Annotated in this window: 14 protein-coding genes; 6 read left to right on the top strand and 8 right to left on the bottom strand. The window is 64.1% G+C overall.

Annotated elements, in window-relative coordinates; translation table 11 throughout:
- Nucleotides 1–18 precede the first annotated feature (18 nt).
- From AC1DSJ_RS02305 to AC1DSJ_RS02290, 4 genes are all read right to left on the bottom strand, one after another.
- A complete protein-coding gene (locus AC1DSJ_RS02305; protein WP_441370918.1) occupies nt 19–522 on the bottom strand; it encodes a P-loop nucleotide/nucleoside kinase family protein in 504 nt (167 codons plus the stop codon).
- Nucleotides 523–830: 308 nt separating this feature from the next.
- A complete protein-coding gene (locus AC1DSJ_RS02300; RefSeq protein WP_054421439.1) occupies nt 831–2144 on the bottom strand; it encodes a c-type cytochrome in 1314 nt (437 codons plus the stop codon).
- A 12-nt stretch (nt 2145–2156) separates the two neighbouring features.
- Nucleotides 2157–3932 carry a GMC family oxidoreductase gene (locus tag AC1DSJ_RS02295; RefSeq protein WP_054421438.1) on the bottom strand — a complete coding sequence of 592 codons (1776 nt, stop codon included), beginning with the start codon at nt 3930–3932 and terminating at the stop codon, nt 2157–2159.
- 2 nt (nt 3933–3934) lie between these two features.
- Nucleotides 3935–4645 (bottom strand): gluconate 2-dehydrogenase subunit 3 family protein, encoded by a 711-nt coding sequence (locus AC1DSJ_RS02290; RefSeq protein WP_054421437.1) that lies wholly within the window; start codon nt 4643–4645, stop codon nt 3935–3937.
- 327 nt (nt 4646–4972) lie between these two features.
- Here AC1DSJ_RS02290 and AC1DSJ_RS02285 point away from each other — a divergent pair, with 327 nt between their 5' ends.
- On the top strand, nt 4973–5572 hold the full coding sequence (locus AC1DSJ_RS02285) for a hypothetical protein (protein WP_441370917.1): 600 nt from the start codon (nt 4973–4975) through the stop codon (nt 5570–5572).
- Nucleotides 5573–5659: 87 nt separating this feature from the next.
- On the opposite strand, the gene AC1DSJ_RS02280 is transcribed toward AC1DSJ_RS02285, so the two are convergent.
- Genes AC1DSJ_RS02280 through AC1DSJ_RS02270 form a run of 3 tightly spaced genes read right to left on the bottom strand, consistent with a single transcriptional unit; the run spans nt 5660 to nt 9839 of the window.
- On the bottom strand, nt 5660–6415 hold the full coding sequence (locus tag AC1DSJ_RS02280) for a GntR family transcriptional regulator (protein WP_054421435.1): 756 nt from the start codon (nt 6413–6415) through the stop codon (nt 5660–5662).
- The gene (locus tag AC1DSJ_RS02275; RefSeq protein ID WP_441371076.1) at nt 6412–8181 is read right to left on the bottom strand and encodes a glycerol-3-phosphate dehydrogenase/oxidase; all 1770 of its coding nucleotides are present in this window, start codon (nt 8179–8181) and stop codon (nt 6412–6414) included. Before AC1DSJ_RS02275 ends, AC1DSJ_RS02280 begins: the two co-directional genes overlap by 4 nt.
- Nucleotides 8182–8201: 20 nt before the next feature.
- Nucleotides 8202–9839 (bottom strand): FGGY family carbohydrate kinase, encoded by a 1638-nt coding sequence (locus AC1DSJ_RS02270; RefSeq protein ID WP_441370916.1) that lies wholly within the window; start codon nt 9837–9839, stop codon nt 8202–8204.
- A gap of 180 nt (nt 9840–10019) precedes the next feature.
- Between AC1DSJ_RS02270 and AC1DSJ_RS02265 the strand changes: the two genes are divergently transcribed.
- The 5 genes from AC1DSJ_RS02265 to AC1DSJ_RS02245 all read left to right on the top strand — a co-directional run bounded on the left by AC1DSJ_RS02265 (nt 10020) and on the right by AC1DSJ_RS02245 (nt 15648).
- Nucleotides 10020–11060, top strand: a complete 1041-nt coding sequence (locus AC1DSJ_RS02265) for a substrate-binding domain-containing protein (protein WP_054421433.1) — start codon at nt 10020–10022, stop codon at nt 11058–11060.
- The gene (locus AC1DSJ_RS02260; protein WP_342065742.1) at nt 11057–12589 is read left to right on the top strand and encodes a sugar ABC transporter ATP-binding protein; all 1533 of its coding nucleotides are present in this window, start codon (nt 11057–11059) and stop codon (nt 12587–12589) included. Before AC1DSJ_RS02265 ends, AC1DSJ_RS02260 begins: the two co-directional genes overlap by 4 nt.
- A 41-nt stretch (nt 12590–12630) precedes the next feature.
- A complete protein-coding gene (locus AC1DSJ_RS02255) occupies nt 12631–13629 on the top strand; it encodes an ABC transporter permease (RefSeq protein ID WP_441371075.1) in 999 nt (332 codons plus the stop codon).
- Nucleotides 13626–14606, top strand: coding sequence for an aldo/keto reductase (locus tag AC1DSJ_RS02250; protein WP_441370915.1), 981 nt, complete (start codon nt 13626–13628; stop codon nt 14604–14606). The genes AC1DSJ_RS02255 and AC1DSJ_RS02250 overlap by 4 nt, the downstream gene beginning before the upstream one ends.
- Nucleotides 14607–14781: 175 nt before the next feature.
- Entirely contained in the window at nt 14782–15648 is an 867-nt protein-coding gene (locus AC1DSJ_RS02245; RefSeq protein WP_441370914.1) for a class I fructose-bisphosphate aldolase, read from the top strand.
- A 62-nt stretch (nt 15649–15710) separates the two neighbouring features.
- On the opposite strand, the gene AC1DSJ_RS02240 is transcribed toward AC1DSJ_RS02245, so the two are convergent.
- Entirely contained in the window at nt 15711–16328 is a 618-nt protein-coding gene (locus AC1DSJ_RS02240) for a TetR/AcrR family transcriptional regulator (RefSeq protein ID WP_441370913.1), read from the bottom strand.
- Between the last annotated feature and the right edge of the window lie 13 nt (nt 16329–16341).

Here is a 16341-nt window from a genome sequence, read left to right as displayed (position 1 = left end):
CTGGATTTGTCACTGCATTCAGCGCTGCGGGTGCCAGACGAAGTTGAAGCCTTCTTCGGCGTCCGGCTCCACGAAGTACGCGGTGATGGCGTCGTATTGCTCGTCCGTGGTCGTGAACGGATGCGCGCCCGTCGCGTTGCGCGCTTGCAGCCTGGCCTTGCACACCGCGTCAGAAGCGTCCAGATAATGCAGCTGATGCGGGCATCCGGCCTGCTCGGCGACTTGCCGCAACCATTCACGGCTGCGGCGGGTGTTGGCCGGAAAGTCCAGCACCACCGACAAGCCTGCCCCGACCAGCGCCGCCACATGGCTGCCCATCGCATTACGCAGCCGGCTGGCGCACCGCGCGTAGTCGGTGATGTCCACGATTTCTCCCGGATACAGCGCCGCCAGCCAGCTGTCTTCGCTGATCAACAGCGTGCCCGGCTGCGCGGCCAGCGCCGCAGCCAGCGTCGATTTCCCTGCGGCGATCTTGCCGCAAAGAAAATGCAACGAGGGTGTGGAAGGGGTTGAAGATGTCATGAAGGGCTCTCCGTTTAAAGAAACAGGCAACAGGCGAGCCAACAAAAAACCCGCCTCTTGGCGGGTTTGTGTAGCGATGTTCCGACGCGCGCTAACCCACCATGATCGTAATGGTGGTAATAATCAGGGCGAACGGGGTCAGGGGTCGGCGCATGAAACAGAGCTTGCGCCTGACGCCGCCGCCTGTCAATTCCCCCAGAAAAAGAAAACGGCGCCGGAAAGCCTGAGCTTTCCGGCGCCGCGGGTTCGCCTTGGATCGCATCGGTTCGCACCATCGCGATGCGATCCAAGCAAGATCCTGCCGTGGCTTATCGCGCCGGCTGAGCCGCCGCGCCTACGTCCTTGCGCACCTTGGCCACGTCGGACGCGCTGACTGCCGCCCCCTTGTTGCCCCAGCTTGCGCGCACGAAGGTCACTACGTCGGCCACTTCCTTGTCGGTCATGCGCCAGTCAAAGCCCGGCATGGCATAGGCCGTGGGAGCCGCCGTCGTGCCCGGCATCTGGGCGCCCTTCAACACGATGTGGATCAGCGACGTCGCGTCCGCCGAATTCACCGTCGAGCTCAGCGCCAGCTGCGGGAACGTTTCCGTGTAGCCCTTGCCGGTGCTGCGGTGGCAGGCCGCGCAGTTGTTCAGGAAGGCCATGGCGCCATCGCCCTTGTCCTTGCCCGTACGCAGCGCCTGAGCCACGGACTCGTCATACGCCAAAGGCTTGGTGGCGTCCTTGTTGACCGGCGGCAAACTCTTCAGATACACCGCGATGGCGTTCAGGTCCGCATCGGTCAGATGCTGCGTGCTGTCTTCCACCACCTGCGCCATGCCGCCAAAGGCTGCCGAATGGCCGTTGCGGCCCGACTTCAGGAAGACGGCAATGTCTTCCTTCGTCCAGCTGCCCAGGCCGTCGGTGACGTCGCCGCGCAGGTTCTTGGCCAGCCAGCCTTCCACCACGCCGCCCGACAGGAAGGCAGAACCGTCCTTGTCGCTCAGCGCCTTTTCTTGCAAGGCGACGCCGCGCGGCGTATGGCAGGTGCTGCAATGGCCCAGGCCTTCCACCAGGTACTGGCCGCGCAGCAAGGCTTCGCGGTCAGCGCCCTTCAGGTCGCTTGAGGCCGGGCCGCTGACGACGTCCGGCGCAAACATCCAGCGCCACACGGTCAAGGGCCAGCGCATCGACATCGGCCACGAAATATCCGTGTCCTTGTTTTCCTGCTTGACCGGCTCCACCCCATGCATGAAGTACGCGTACAGCGCCTTCACGTCATCCGGCGTGACCTTGGCGTACGCGGTGTACGGCATGGCCGGATACAGCGAATGCCCGTCCTTCGCCTTGCCGTGGCGCACGGCCAGGTCGAAGTCTTCGTACGTGTAGTTGCCGATGCCGGTGTCTTTATCGGGCGTGATGTTGGTCGAATAGATCGTGCCCAACGGCGACTCGATGCCCAAGCCGCCCGCAAAGGGCTTGCCGCCCCTGGCCGTGTGGCAGGCAATACAGTCACCGGCGCGCGACAAGTATTCGCCCTGCTTGATCATCTGCGCATCGGGCGCGGCGGGCGTGCCGTCAGCGGCGAACGCCGCGCTTGCGACCAGGGCCGAGAAGGCCGCAACAATGGTTTGCTTCAACATTGTTCCGTCTCCTTAAGCCTGGACCAGCGGGCCGGGGTTCTTCAAATACTGGTCGCGAATTGCCTGCGCGGCCCAGTAAGCCAGGGCGCCCACCAGACCGGTCGGGTTGTAGCCCATGTTCTGCGGGAACACGCAGGCGCCCATCACGAACACGTTCGGCACATCCCAGCTTTGCAGGTACTTGTTGACCACGCTTTCCTTGGGGTTCGAGCCCATGATCGCGCCACCCGTGTTGTGCGTGCTTTGATAGACGCGCGTGTCATACCGCGCGCCCTTCTTGCGCACCGCCACGAAATGCTTCTCGGGGTTCATGGCCTTGGCCACGGTCTCCATGCGCTTGCCCATGTAGCCCAGCATGTCGAACTCGTTGTCATGCCAGTCGAACGTCATGCGCAGCAACGGCTGGCCGTAGGCGTCCTTGTAGGTCGGGTCCAGCGACAGATAAGCGTCGCGGTACGACATCACCGAACCCGAAATGCCGATCGTCATGAAGCGCTGGTAAGCGTCTTGCACACCGGCCTTCCAGGCGGTGCCCCACGACGGCGTGCCCGGCGTCGTCGGCGTCTGCTTGATCGGACGGCCGCCGTAGCGCACGTGGCGGATGCTGGCGCCGCCCACAAAGCCCAGCGGGCCGTGGTCGAATTGGTCGCCGTTCAAATCGTCCATGCCCACGCCGCCCGCGCCGGTACCCACAAACGGGTTCAGCTGGGTGCCCTTAGGCAACAGCACGTTGACCGCGCCGTTCATCTGGTACGCATAGTTCTTGCCGACCACGCCTTCGTTGGTCTTCGGGTCATACGGCTTGCCGATGCCCGACAACAACAGCAGACGCACGTTGTGCATCTGGTACGCCGACAGAATCACCAGATCAGCCGGCTGGTCGATTTCGCGGCCTTGGGCGTCGATGTACGTCACGCCGATGGCCTTCTTGCCGGTCGAATCCAGGTTGACCTTGATGACTTGCGAATGCGTGCGCAGTTCGAAGTTGGGCTTTTTCAGCAGCACCGGCAGAATCGTCGTCTGCGGCGATGCCTTCGAATACATGTAGCAGCCGTAGTTTTCGCAGAAGCCGCAGAAGTTGCAGGGGCCAAGGCGCACGCCATACGGGTTCGTGTACGGACCCGAGGCATTGGCGGCAGGCGCCGGATACGGGTTGAACCCGACCTCGCGCGCGGCCTTCTCGAACAGCTGCGCGCCATAGGTGTTGGGCAGCGCGGGCAGCGGGAATTCCTTGCTGCGCTTGCCTTCCAGCGGGTTGCCGCCTTCAACGATCTTGCCGTTCAGGTTACCGGCCTTGCCCGACGTGCCGCACACGTATTCGAACTTGGAGAAGTACGGTTCCAATTCGTCGTAGGTGACGCCGAAGTCCTGGATGGTCATGCCTTCCGGAATGAACTTCTTGCCGTAGCGGGTTTCGTAGCGCGTGCGCAGTTCCAGCTCTTCCGGCAACACGCGATAGTGCATGCCGTTCCAGTGAAAGCCCGCGCCGCCCACGCCCGTACCCAGCAGGAACGAACCGTTCTGGCGGTAAGGCACGGCAACGTCATCCACGCCATGGCGGATCGTCACGGTTTCTTTGGACAGGTCCTGGAACAACTTGCCGCGCACGGAGTACGCCAGCTCGTCGATCACCTTGGGGTATTCGGCGTCCTTCGGGGTGTCTTGCATGCCGCCGCGTTCCAGCGCCAGCACCTGCAAGCCCGCTTCGGTCAGTTCCTGCCCGAGGATCGCGCCGGTCCAGCCGAAGCCCACCAGTACCGCATCTACTTTGTCTTTCTTGATCGCCATGATTAACCCTTCTCCCCAGAAATCGACACGGGGCCATAGGGGTACTTCACGTTGGGCTGGTCAACCCAGTCCATATAGTCGGCACGCGCGCCGGGAAAGCCCACCATCTTCCAACCCACCATGTTCTTGTTGCCGCCGTAGATCGGGTCGGCAAAGAAACCTTCTTTGGTGTTGGACAGAAGGAAGCTGAAGAACGTCTTGGAAGGCACGCTTTCGAACTCGATCTTGCCGCCTTGCAGATCCTTCAGAATCTGCTCCTGCAGGCCTTTATCCAGTTCGGCGTACACCTTGCCATGCGTCTTCACGCACCAGGCGTCACAGGCTTCGATGCCGTGGCGATAGACCTCGCGCGGATTCTGGTTCAGCTGATAACCCAGTTCCGGCACCTGGTCGGGATGGAACGGGCCTTGCATGTACCAGAGCTTGCCGTGGCCGAACGGCGTTTCCATCTGACGATCAATGAATTCCGGCACACCGGCTTCGATCGCGCCCGGACCATATTGGTCGGCGGGGATCAGGTGATCCACCGCGGCAACGATGAAGGCCCATTCGGGCTTGGTGAAATAGGTGGGCTCGTAAGGCTTGGCCTGGGCGACCTTGCCATCTGCCGCGTTGGTACAGCCGGTGGTGAGTGCACCTACCGCCAACGTCGACGCCGGCACAATGGCCAACGCTTGCAGAAACCGCCGGCGCGGCTTTGCATCATCTGTCATAGACTTCTCCGTGAATATTCCAAGTTGTCCTAGCGCGCTACCGAACATGAACCCTGGAAACACGAACTGCCGAGCTAGTGACAACACGCTCTGTACTGACTGAAATCAAACCCTGCTCTTGAAAAGGGACGTAAGAGAAGGTGCACGCATTATGCGCCTAGAAACGCATCTGATCCGCTCGAATGACCAGATCAGTTTCAATTTCTTGACATGGAAAAGTGTTTTGCTTTAAGGACAAAGTAAGAAGCCCGCAAAAGCGGGCTTTTCTGACAGCAAGGTGAATGGATTCTGTATATTCCGCGACAGGAACCTTCACGGATAGCGAGCATGAGCGACAACACGAAAGTCTGGAAAAGTTCGACGACCACCCGCAGCTGGAGTTCCGCCACTGACCTGACGCCAGCACAACAAGCCAGCATTGAAGAATTGCTGGACGGCAAAATGGACGGCGTCAGCGTGTCGGAAAAATGGAGCTACGCCGGCACTGAAAATGGCGAAACGTTCAAGGTCGATATCGACAACGGCGCGGTCACCGTGAACGGCCGCCGCTACGACAGCCTGGACGACGTCCCGCGCGCGGAACGCGAACGCATCGAAGCGTTGCGCAGCAGCCAGGGCATGGAAGGCTTGTGGGGCATGTTGAAAAGCGCAGGCGTGGACGTGAGCGAGCTGGGTGGCGGCGCTGCGGCCCGGAATGACAAGCCCGCGTTCACGATTGAAACCGAAGGCAATGGCGCCGATTCGCCTGCCGCCACGACGACGCGGCCAATATCACGGGCGGTGCCGCTTGCGCCCCCGGCCATCAACGCCGGCACAGCCATGTCGCCCGGCGCGGTGCCGGCGCGTGGCGGATTTCGCCGCACATTGTTGATTGGCATCGCCATCGGCCTGGGGCTGTGGGTGGCGCGGGCGCTGAATCTGTTTTAAGACACGCGGGGTGCGGCCGGCGTGTTCGGCGCGTTCTGTGTGTAGAACACGCTCAGCGCGTGCAGCACATCCAGCGCGCCCAGCGCATCAAGTCGTGGTCTGCACATGCAGACGGCTGGACTTGCAGCGGTGCAGCGCCCGGTAGTATTCCAAGGGCCGCCCATTGGACCCATACGCAATCGACTCGATGCGCAGCAGCGGTTCAGCGCTGGCCATGCCCAGGAGTTCGCAGGTTTGCGCATCGGGGGCCACTGCATCTATCCACCGTTCGGCGCGCACGATGCGCAGGCCATATTGACGGCGCAGCACGTCGTACAAAGACCGGTTTTCCAAACGGGCGCGATGCAGGCCCGGCGCCAGATCGGCCGGCACCGCCGTTTCCACCAGCAGCTGCAATTCCCCATCGACACTGCGCAGGCGCTTTAGCGCCACCACCATGTCCGCATCGGTCAACGCCAAGGACGACGCTTCTTGCGCAGTCGGCGCGCGCAATTCCTGCATCAGCACCTGCGTACGCACGGTGCGCCCCTTGCGCGCCATTTCATCTGAAAAGCCCAGCACGGTCGACACGAAGTCCTCATCGCGTTCGCGTGCCGACACGAAGGCGCCCTGCCCTCGGATCTTGTAGATCAGCCCATTGCGCACCAGATCCGCCAAGGCCTCGCGCACCACGATCCGGGAAATGCCGTACTGTTCGCCGAACTCGGCCTCGGTGGGCAGCTTGGCGCCTACCGCCAGTTCGCCCTGAAGTATCTTGCTGCGCACCACATCCCGGAACTGCGTCCAGAGCGGTGCGCCGGCGTTGCGGTCCAGGGTGTCTTGGGTGGAAATGGAGCTGCTCATGTCGTGATGGGGCTTGAAATCGAATCCGCAGGCACGGCGGCGCTCAGGCTTGACCCCGATGCCTCCTTGCTTGCGGCAAGGTCTACAAAATGCCGGTCGCGCAGCGTAGCGGCGCAGGCCAGCCACTCTTCGCGCCGGCGCGTGGCGCTCCAGCCCAGCGCCGCAGCGGCCACATCCGCCAGTTCTTCCAACAACGCGGCGCTGACGCGCCCGCCTATCGCCAACAAGGTGCGGCGGATCACCAGGTCAGCCAGATGCCGCACCCCGGTGTCCCGGCACAGCATGCGGATCTCGGCGGCCGAGTAGGCCGGCGCATGCTGCAAGGGCGTATCGCCCGCTGCCGCAAAGGCCTGCGCCAAGACGGCCGCGCGGGAACCGTAGCGGTCCGCCAGCTCTGCGATGCGCGCGCGCGGCAGGCCCGACTGCGCCTGCACGTTGTCTATCCAGTGGCCCCGCTTGGCGGCATCCAAGGCCCAGTCCGCGCCGCCGCCAATGGGCAGCGTCTCGGTCGTGCGCAGCCGGGGCAGGCCCAGTTGCGCCAATACGTGATTGGCGGCCAGCTCGGCCAGCGAGCGGAAGGTGGTCCACTTGCCGCCAACCAGGCACACAAGCGGTACCGTGCGCACTGCGTTTGGCGGATCGACCGCCACCGCATGGCTGCGAGAAATCTGCCCGGGCTTGTCGGCATCAGACTGCGCCAGCGGGCGCACGCCGACGTAAGTGTAGACCACGTCTTTGCGCGCAAATTGCAGCCGCGGAAAGACCTCGCCCAGCACGTCCAGCAGGTAATCGATTTCGGCCGGTTCGGTTGCCGCCAGGTCAGGATCATCGACAGGGATATCGGTTGAGCCCACCAGCACGCGGTCCATGAACGGATAGACGATGCAGACGCGCCCGTCCGATGCCTCGAAGTACGCCATGCGCCCATCTAACGCCGCGCGCAAGGCCGGATGATCCAGAATCAGATGCGAGCCCTTCGTGCCCATGACGCGCGAGCCCGCCCCTTCCAACGCGCCGGCTGACCGGTCAAGCCAGGCGCCGGTGGCGTTGACGACGGTATCGGCGGTGACGTCCACCGTTTCGCCCGTGATCTCGTCGTGCAAGGTGAGCGTCTTGCCCCGGCAGGCCGTCACACAGCAATAGTTGGCGGCCAGCGACGCAGCTTGGTCGGCGTGGGCATCCGCCATCAATTCCTGAATCAGCCATTCGGGATGGCTGATCCAGGCATCAAAGTAGGTGGCCGTCCAGCGAACCGAATCCCCGAACAGGGACGCGTCCGCAAGCGGCGTGCGGGCAATGCGATGGCCGGGCATCACGCGCTGGCGCCGCCCCAGGCGGTCGTAAAGCCGCAAGCCCAACGCCACAACAAACAGGCCTCGGGCGCCAGGCGACGCGGCGAATCCCGCAAAGCGCAGCACGCTGCCCAGCAATCCGCCAAAACGGCTGGACAACGGCACCACGGTTTCCAGCGGGCGCACCAGATGCGGCGCATTGCGCAACAGCAGATTGCGTTCGCGCGTGGCTTCCGCCACCAGACCGAACGCGCCGCTTTCCAGATAGCGCAGCCCGCCGTGAATCATCCGCGACGGCGCACTGCTGGCACCGGCGGCAAAGTCGCCCTTGTCCACGATCAGGCAGTCCACGCCTTGCAGTGATAGGTCGCGGAATACGCCGACGCCATTGATGCCCGCCCCTACGATGACCGTCGAAAAGTGGCGGCCCGCCAAGGAGGCGGGGCGCACATAGGGCAAGGTGGCCGGCGACATTTCCGGCAAGTTGGCGGCCGTCATGGTGCGGGCCTTGCCAGTTGTTCAAAGGCGGGCGCCATGCTGCCGATCAGCGCTTCAAACCCGGCGAAATATTCCGCATGCGCTTGCAAGGCGGCCGTATCGGGTTCGACCGTGACGCAGCGCACCGGCAACACATCGTCCGCACACGCCCCTTGCGACAGCGCCGCATAGCCCGCCGCACCGCGCGCGCCGGTCTCGTCGTCGCCGCAGCGCTGCACGGGATGCCCCAGAAAATTCGCCAGCAGTTGCACCAGCCGAGGGTCGCGCGCACCGCCGCCCAAGGCCGCAATGCCCGCACCCGCCGCCGCACCCACCGCCGCGCCTACCGCCGTGCCCACCTCCGCACCATCACCCGCACCCACCGCCGCCGGCACGCCCAGGCCGCGCGCCGCCAGGCGCTTCAAGTGCCAGGCATGCAAGGCCACCACCGCGTCGATCACGGCGCGCGCCATGTGCGCTCGGCCATGGTGTCCCTTCAAGCCGACGAACCCCGCCGTGGCGCCTGCCGCTACCCCGCCCCCATTGATGAAAGGCAGAAAACGCAGGCCCTCGGCGCCCAGCCGCGCCGACATCGCGCAGTCCACCACGGCAGCCGCACCGACGGCCGCCTTATTGATTGCCGCCATATCGACGGCTGCCGTATCGACGGCCGCCGCATCGACGGCCGCCGCATCGGCGAACGGCATCGTGCGCGCCAGCCACGCCACATTGGCCATCGACGACGGGCTGTTCTCTAGATAGAGCCGTTGGCTGGCGGGGCCGAACCGCACGATGGCGCCCACGTCTGGCTTGGGCTCGCGCGCGGGCGCCACCACCGCGTTCACGCACCACGTGCCAAACACCGCCACCGCGTGGCCGGTTTTTACCGCCCCCACCGCGGCCAACGATGCCAACAAATCAATCGCGCCCACCGCAATGGGCAGCCCCGCCGGCAAGCCGCAGGCGGCGGCGCGTGCCGGCAACAGGCGCCCGATAACCGTGCCGGCAGGCACGATGGGCGGCAACGCTCGCGCCATCAGGTCGGACAAGCCCGCGGCCTCAAACGCCATCGCCGACCACGCGCCGGAATCCAAAGACAGCAAGCCCGCCGTGCTGACATCACTGGCGTCGGTGGCGGCCTGCCCGCTTAACAGGAACGTCAGGTAGTCCTTGGCGAACAGCAGCTGCCGGATCTTCCGGTGCTCGCCGCCATGCACATCGAACAGCTCAGCAGCGATCAGGCTGGATTGGCCCGCCCAAGGCCGGCAACCCACCTCCTGATACAAGGCGTCGCCCCAGCGCTGCGCCACGGTGCGGGCGCGAGCGGCGGCGCGCTGGTCAGTGGAAGCCACGGCGCGCCCCGCCAACAGCCGTCCTTGTTCGTCCAGCGCATAGAGCCCGGCGCCATGACCGGTGCAGCTCAAGGCACGTATGTTGACCACGCGTGGCCCCAACTGTTCGGCCACGCTGCGCAGGGCGCGCATCAGCGCGGATTCGATGGCGTCCGCGCTCAGCTCGCATCCCCCGCCAGGCAGGTGCGTATACGGCAACGCGCCCCCCGAAGCGGCCAGCGTGGCTCCCGTCCCGGCCTCGAAGGCAACTGCCTTCAGGCCCGTGGACCCCATGTCGATACCCAGGAATATGTCGGCGTTCATGTTATGACATTGTCTACAGATATTTTTCGCAGGATAGCAGTGTTTCCCCTAGTAAAAGAAATAATTACGCTGCCATATAGTTCAGTCGATGTCATAACAACGAGTTGGACCAATCAGGTCCACGCCACCGGGTATCCGAGCCACCAGGCATTGGATCAATGCGAGGAAAAGGAGCGCAACATGAGAAGAGATTTCTTGAAGACCGTAGCTGCTGCGGGCGCCAGCCTGGCAGGAGCCAATGCCTTTGCCCAAAACGCGCCCGCAGCGCAAGGAACCGGGCTGAAAGGCGCCAACAACGACGTATATGTGATGAACGTCATGGTGTCCGGGGTGGAGTACTGGTTCCCGGTGTACGAAATGATGAAGCAGCTGGGTCAGACCCTTGGCGTGAAGACGCGCTATTCCGGCACGCCGGAGTACGACGTCAACAAACAACTGGCGTCGTTTGAACAAGAGCTGGCGCGCAAGCCCGCCGGCATCCTTTTGCATCCGATGAACCCCGACCCCTTCATCGAACCCATCAACCGCGCGGCCGCCATGGGCATCCCGGTTGTCACCTTCGCGGCCGACTCCCCCAATTCCAAGCGCGTGTCGTTCGTCACGTCCGACAACGAACGCGAAGGCGTGCAGGCTGCCGACGCCATTGCAGCCGCCTTGAACGGCAAGGGCGATTACGCCGTGCTGGAGAACCCGGGGCAGGACAATCACGACCGCCGCATCGCCGCCTTCATCAACCGCATGAAGACCAAATACCCGGGCATGAAGCTCGTGGGCCGCGCGGCCAGCAATCAAGACCCCAACAAGGCGTATCAAGCCACCTTGAGCCTGGCGCAAGCCAATCCCAACCTGGCCGCGCTTTTCATGCCCGAGGCGAATTCCGCGCTGGGCGCCGCGCAGGCCAGCATCGAGACCAAGAAGAACATCAAGGTGCTGTGTTGCGACGTCAACGCGAAGATTCTGGACATGATCAAGTCGGGCGAAGTCTATGGCTCCGTGAACCCGAACCAGGGCGTGCAGGGCTACATGGGCATGATGCTGCTGTTCCTGGCGCGCAACCAGCAACTGATCGACCCGATGAACGACGCCAAGCGCAACGGCACCAATCCGATGGCGGTGCCGTTCCTGGACAATGGCCTGTCGATTGTCAGCAAGGCCAACGCCGACGACTTTTACTGGGATAAATACCTGGCCCGCCGCGGCACCAAGGGCATTAACGAATGAGCGCGCCTCCGCCACTGCTGGCGCTACACGGCATCGCCAAGCGTTTCGGCGCATCGCGGGCGCTGGCCGGCGTGCACTTCTCGCTGCAACGGGGCGAAATCCACGCCCTGTGCGGCGAGAACGGCGCCGGCAAGTCAACGTTGATGAAGATCATCGACGGCATCTACACGCCCGACGAAGGCGACATCCATCTGGATGGCGAACGCGTGGTCATCAATGGCCCCGCGCACGCCATGCAACTGGGCATCGGGCTGGTCCACCAAGAGATCGCGCTGTGCGGCGACGCCACGGTGGCGGAGAACATCTTCATGCCGGAAATTTCCACGCGCCCGCGCGCCTGGATGGACTTCGCCAGCCTGAATGCCCGCGCAGCCCAAGTGCTGGCCCGGCTGGGGCAAGACATCGACCCCGCGCTACGCGTGGACGAACTGGGCATTTCCAGTCAGCAACTGGTGGAAATTGCCAAGGCGCTGACGCTGAACTGCAAGGTGCTGATCCTGGACGAACCCACCGCGGCGCTGACCGAAGTGGAGTCCGCCGCCCTCTTTCGCGTCTTGCACGACCTGAAGGCGCAGGGGATCGGCATCATCTATATCAGCCATCGCATGGCCGAGATCTTTCAGCATTGCGATCGCGTCACCGTGCTGCGCGACGGGCGCGACGTGCTGTGCGCCCCGCTTGCGGACTTGAGCCCCGATGCGCTGGTGCGGGGCATGGTCGGGCGGGACCTGGGCAGCTACTACCCGCCCAAGCAAGGCGATAACGCGGGCGATGACAACGCAGATGCCCCGCTGCTGCAAGTCGACAACATCGCTGATGACGTTGCCGTGCACGGCATTTCGTTCACGCTCAAACGCGGAGAAATCCTGGGCGTGTCCGGCCTGATGGGCGCCGGCCGCACCGAGCTTGCGGAAACGCTGTGCGGCTTGCGGCGCGCACGCCGCGGCGAAGTCCGCCTGCGCGGCAAGCTGCTGCGGCTGCGCCGCTATGGCGACGCCCTGCGCCACGGCATCGCCTACCTGAGCGAAGACCGCAAGGCCGCCGGCCTGTTCCTGGAGCTGCCCATCGAACAGAACGTATCGTCCATGGCGCTCAAGCGCATCAGCTCACGCTTCGGGCTGCTGCGCCGGCAAGCCGAACGGCGGCTGGCGCTGGAATTGGGCGCGCGCTTGAAGCTCAAGTCCGACGGCGTGGCCATCGACACCGCCAGCCTGTCCGGCGGCAACCAGCAAAAGGTAGCCATCGCAAAACTGCTGGCGACCCGGCCCGCCATCTTGCTGATGGACGAACCCACGCGCGGGGTGGACGTGGGCGCGAAGTCCGAGATTCACCACATCCTGCGCGACCTGGCCAATCAGGGCGTGGGCGTGGTGGTGATTTCGTCCGAGCTTCCGGAAATCATCGGCCTGTGCGACCGCGCGCTGGTGATCCGCGACGGCCGGCTGGCCGGTGAATTGGCAGCAAGCGAAATGAGCGAAGAGCGCCTGCTAAGACTGGCGTCGGGCCTCACCGCCGAGGAGACAATCTGATGTCCGAACTTAAACCTTCCCCCTCGGCCGACGCGGCGCTGATGCCCGAGGCCGGTCTCACGGCCCGCCGGCCCGCGCCCGAAAGCAAGCTGCGGCACAAGCTGGCAAGCATGCGTGAAGCGGGCTTGCTGCTGATCATCGCCTTGCTGGCCATCGGCATGAGCTTCGCGTCGCCGCACTTCCTGACGTGGGAGAACATCCGGGCGATGCTGTTGTCGTTCTCCATCGAAGGCATCGTGGTGGTCGGCATGACCTTGCTGGTGATCGTGGGCGGCATCGACCTGTCAGTGGGTTCCGTCGTGTGCATGGCCATGGTGATAACCGGCAAGCTGTTTCTGATGGGGGTGGACCCCTGGACCGCCAGCCTGGCCGCCATTGGCGCAAGCGCCATCGTGGGCGCGCTGATCGGCTTGTGCGTTACCCGGATCGGGCTCAGCCATTTCATCGCATCACTGGCCTTCATGGTGATCGTGCGGGGTCTGTCGCTGGCCATCACACAAGGCACGCCGCAGTCGTTGTTTTCGCTACCGGCGCAGTTCAAATTCATTGGCCAGGGCGTCATCGGCGGCATCCCGGCGGTGATCCTGATCTTCGCCACGATTGTTCTTATCAGCGACTTCGCGCTGCGCCGCGCCGCCCTGCTGCGCAAGGTCTTCTACACCGGCAGCAACGAGAAAGCCGCGCTCTATTCCGGCATCCGCACGGGCCACGTGAAATTCTGGGTCACCGTGCTGTGCTCGGCGCTGGCGGGGGTGGCGGGCGTGGTCTACACCGCGCGCTTCGGCGCCGCCACGCCCACCTTCGGCCTGGGCATGGAGCTGAACGTCATCGCCGCCGTCGTGATTGGCGGCGCCAGCCTGAAAGGCGGTTCGGGCACCGTGCTGGGCGCCGTGCTGGGGCTGGCGCTGCTGTCGGTGGTGACCAGCTCGCTCATCCTGCTGGACGTATCACCGTACTGGCAAGACGTGGTCAAAGGATTGATTCTGCTTGCCGCCGTCACCGTCGATCATCTTATGAACGTCAAGAAGGGACACCGATGAACATCACCACATTGGGCGCATCCGGCATCACCTGCGAATCCGTCGGGCTGGGCACCTGGGCAATGGGCGGCTGGATGTGGGGAGGCGGCGATGACGCCGCCGCCATCGACGCCATCCGCGCATCGGTTGACGCAGGCGTGCGCCTGATCGACACCGCGCCCGCCTATGGCCTGGGCCATGCCGAGTCCCTGGTGGGCACGGCTTTGAAAGGCCGCCGCCACGACGCCATCATCGCGACCAAATGCGGGCTGGTGTGGCACACCCGGCAAGGCGCGCATTTCTTTGACGAAGACGGCAAGCCCGTGCACCGCTTTCTTGGCCGCGAGTCGATCTTCCATGAAGTCGAACAAAGCCTTGCGCGTTTGCAGACTGACTACATCGACCTGTACATCACGCACTGGCAAGACAGCACCACGCCGGTCGCTGAGACCATGGACGCCTTACTGACGCTTAAGCGGCAGGGAAAGATTCGCGCCATCGGCGTCAGCAACGTGTCTGCCGACACCCTGGCGGAATACCTGCAACATGGCCAGGTCGACGCCATCCAGGAACGGTACAGCCTGATTGATCGCGACCTTGAGTCCACCTTGCTGCCCTTGTGCCGGGACCATGGCGTGGCATCACTAGGCTATTCGTCGCTGGCGCTAGGCCTGCTGGCCGGTCCGATCGACCCGGCGCGCCAATTCACCGGCGACGACCAGCGCGCAGGCAACCCGCGCTTTTCCGCCGCCAACCGCTTGCGGCTACAGACCTTCTTCCAGGACCTGGAACCCGTGCGGCAACGCATCGGATGTTCGCTGGCGCAACTGATGATCGCCTGGACCACGCGCCCGGGCGGCGTCACGCTGGCCCTGTGCGGCGCGCGCACGCCAGAGCAGGCGCGCCAGAACGCGGGCGCGGCATCCATCAGCCTGGACGCCGACGCCATCGCTGCTATCAACACGGCGGCTGAATGCCATCTCTCGGCGTTGGACTGAGCATCAGATTCGTCACATCCGATTCGTCACATCCGATTCGCTGCATCCGTTTCGCTGCATCCGATCGCTGCATCCGTTTCCCTAAATCCGATTCGTCGCATCCGTTTCGCCACACCCGTTTCGCTACATCCGATTCTCCGCATGCGCCGCCCCCTCCCACATCAAGGACGCCAAGATGCCGCAAGATAAAACCGCCCGCCTGAACCGACTGCTGAACCGCGGACGTTGCCTGGACATCGCCGTGGACCACGGGGTCTGCAACGAACCCAGCTTCCTGGATGGCCTGGAAGACATGCCCGCCGTCATCGAGCAACTGGCTGCCGCGCGGCCCGACGCCATCCAGCTCAACTTCGGCCAGGCCGACCTGCTGCAACACCGCGCCGGCCGCGACAAACCCGCGCTGGTCATGCGCCTGGACATGGGCAACCCCTACAACGCCACCACGCACCGCGTGATGTGGGCGGTATTGCAAAACACGCAGGACCCCGTACTGCCCGCCATCCAGATGGACGCAGCCTGCGTCGTCGTCAATCTGTTCATGCTGCCCGACGAACCCGACCTGTTCCGCCAATGCGTCGCGAACATCGCCCGAGTGCGGGCCGACTGCGACCGCTATGGCATGCCGCTGATGATCGAGCCGCTGGTCATGGCGCCGCACTCCGCCAAAGGCGGATACATGGTCGACGGCGACGCCGAAAAAATCGTGACCCTGGTGCGCCTTGCCCGCGAAATGGGCGCCGACATCATCAAGGCCGACCCCACCACCCACACCCAAGACTTCCACCGCGTCGTGCAAGCCGCACGCTGCCCGGTACTGGTGCGCGGCGGAGGCCGGGAAGATCTGCGACGCGTATTCGAAAGATCGCGCGAACTGCTGGACCAAGGCGCGGTGGGCTTGGTATACGGGCGCAACGTCTACCAACATGCCAACCCGCAAGCGGTAGTGCAGGCGCTGATGGCGATGATTCATCAAAACGCCAGCGCGCAAGATGCGTGGGGCGTGTATGAACAAGGGGGCATTGGGGCCCTTCAGCCAGCATAGACAGGCCCCGCTTCAATCAAGGTGGGGACGGGCGCTAGTGACGATGTCTTCGGCCGCGGCGGTTACCCCCGCCGCCCATAACACCCTAAAAACATTTCCACTGCCGCATCCGCCACGCGCTTGCTCTCGGCGTCGCCCAGCGGCGGTTGCCCCAGCGTGACCTGGGGCCAGAAGGCGAAGCTCTTCACCAGACCTTGCAACTGGTGCCCGGCAAAGTCCGGGTCCACATCGGTCAGCTTCCCGTCTGCAATCGCCGCGCGTATCCACGCCGTCACGCCGCCCTCTTTTTCACCCATGCGGCACACGATGCCCTGCGCGCGTTCGGGGGAATGGATGATTTCGGCCATCGCTACGCGCGCCAGATCAATGAAATTCGGGTCGGCCAGCAGCGCGAGCTTTTGCATCAGCAACTGCCGCAACTGCTCGTCCAGGGCAACGTCGGCCCGATACGGAAGATCAACGCTGGCGATACTGCTGGCCCATAGCGCTTCAAGGATGTGAGAGAACAGTTCTTCCTTGCTGGGGAAATGGTTGTAGACCGTGCGCTTGGACACGCCCGCCGCGGCGGCGATGCGGTCCATGCTGGTGGCCTCAAAGCCAGCCGTTCGAAACTCTTCCACCGCCGCCCGCACGATGGCCTCGCGTTTGCGATCGGTCAGGCGTTGGGGGGGACGGGGCATGGCGGCTTCAGGC

The organism is Achromobacter sp. 01N37 (assembly GCF_056399725.1).
Note: the sequence above shows the minus strand (reverse complement) of the source record. Positions and strands in the feature narration are given on the sequence as shown.

What these genes read in the sequence shown, in the direction of transcription:
- AC1DSJ_RS02305 (WP_441370918.1), bottom strand. Translation starts at nt 522, where the DNA reads ATGACATCTTCAACCCCTTCCACACCCTCGTTGCATTTTCTTTGCGGC.
- AC1DSJ_RS02300 (WP_054421439.1), bottom strand. Translation starts at nt 2,144, where the DNA reads ATGTTGAAGCAAACCATTGTTGCGGCCTTCTCGGCCCTGGTCGCAAGC.
- AC1DSJ_RS02295 (WP_054421438.1), bottom strand. Translation starts at nt 3,932, where the DNA reads ATGGCGATCAAGAAAGACAAAGTAGATGCGGTACTGGTGGGCTTCGGC.
- AC1DSJ_RS02290 (WP_054421437.1), bottom strand. Translation starts at nt 4,645, where the DNA reads ATGACAGATGATGCAAAGCCGCGCCGGCGGTTTCTGCAAGCGTTGGCC.
- AC1DSJ_RS02285 (WP_441370917.1), top strand. Translation starts at nt 4,973, where the DNA reads ATGAGCGACAACACGAAAGTCTGGAAAAGTTCGACGACCACCCGCAGC.
- AC1DSJ_RS02280 (WP_054421435.1), bottom strand. Translation starts at nt 6,415, where the DNA reads ATGAGCAGCTCCATTTCCACCCAAGACACCCTGGACCGCAACGCCGGC.
- AC1DSJ_RS02275 (WP_441371076.1), bottom strand. Translation starts at nt 8,181, where the DNA reads ATGTCGCCGGCCACCTTGCCCTATGTGCGCCCCGCCTCCTTGGCGGGC.
- AC1DSJ_RS02270 (WP_441370916.1), bottom strand. Translation starts at nt 9,839, where the DNA reads ATGAACGCCGACATATTCCTGGGTATCGACATGGGGTCCACGGGCCTG.
- AC1DSJ_RS02265 (WP_054421433.1), top strand. Translation starts at nt 10,020, where the DNA reads ATGAGAAGAGATTTCTTGAAGACCGTAGCTGCTGCGGGCGCCAGCCTG.
- AC1DSJ_RS02260 (WP_342065742.1), top strand. Translation starts at nt 11,057, where the DNA reads ATGAGCGCGCCTCCGCCACTGCTGGCGCTACACGGCATCGCCAAGCGT.
- AC1DSJ_RS02255 (WP_441371075.1), top strand. Translation starts at nt 12,631, where the DNA reads ATGCCCGAGGCCGGTCTCACGGCCCGCCGGCCCGCGCCCGAAAGCAAG.
- AC1DSJ_RS02250 (WP_441370915.1), top strand. Translation starts at nt 13,626, where the DNA reads ATGAACATCACCACATTGGGCGCATCCGGCATCACCTGCGAATCCGTC.
- AC1DSJ_RS02245 (WP_441370914.1), top strand. Translation starts at nt 14,782, where the DNA reads ATGCCGCAAGATAAAACCGCCCGCCTGAACCGACTGCTGAACCGCGGA.
- AC1DSJ_RS02240 (WP_441370913.1), bottom strand. Translation starts at nt 16,328, where the DNA reads ATGCCCCGTCCCCCCCAACGCCTGACCGATCGCAAACGCGAGGCCATC.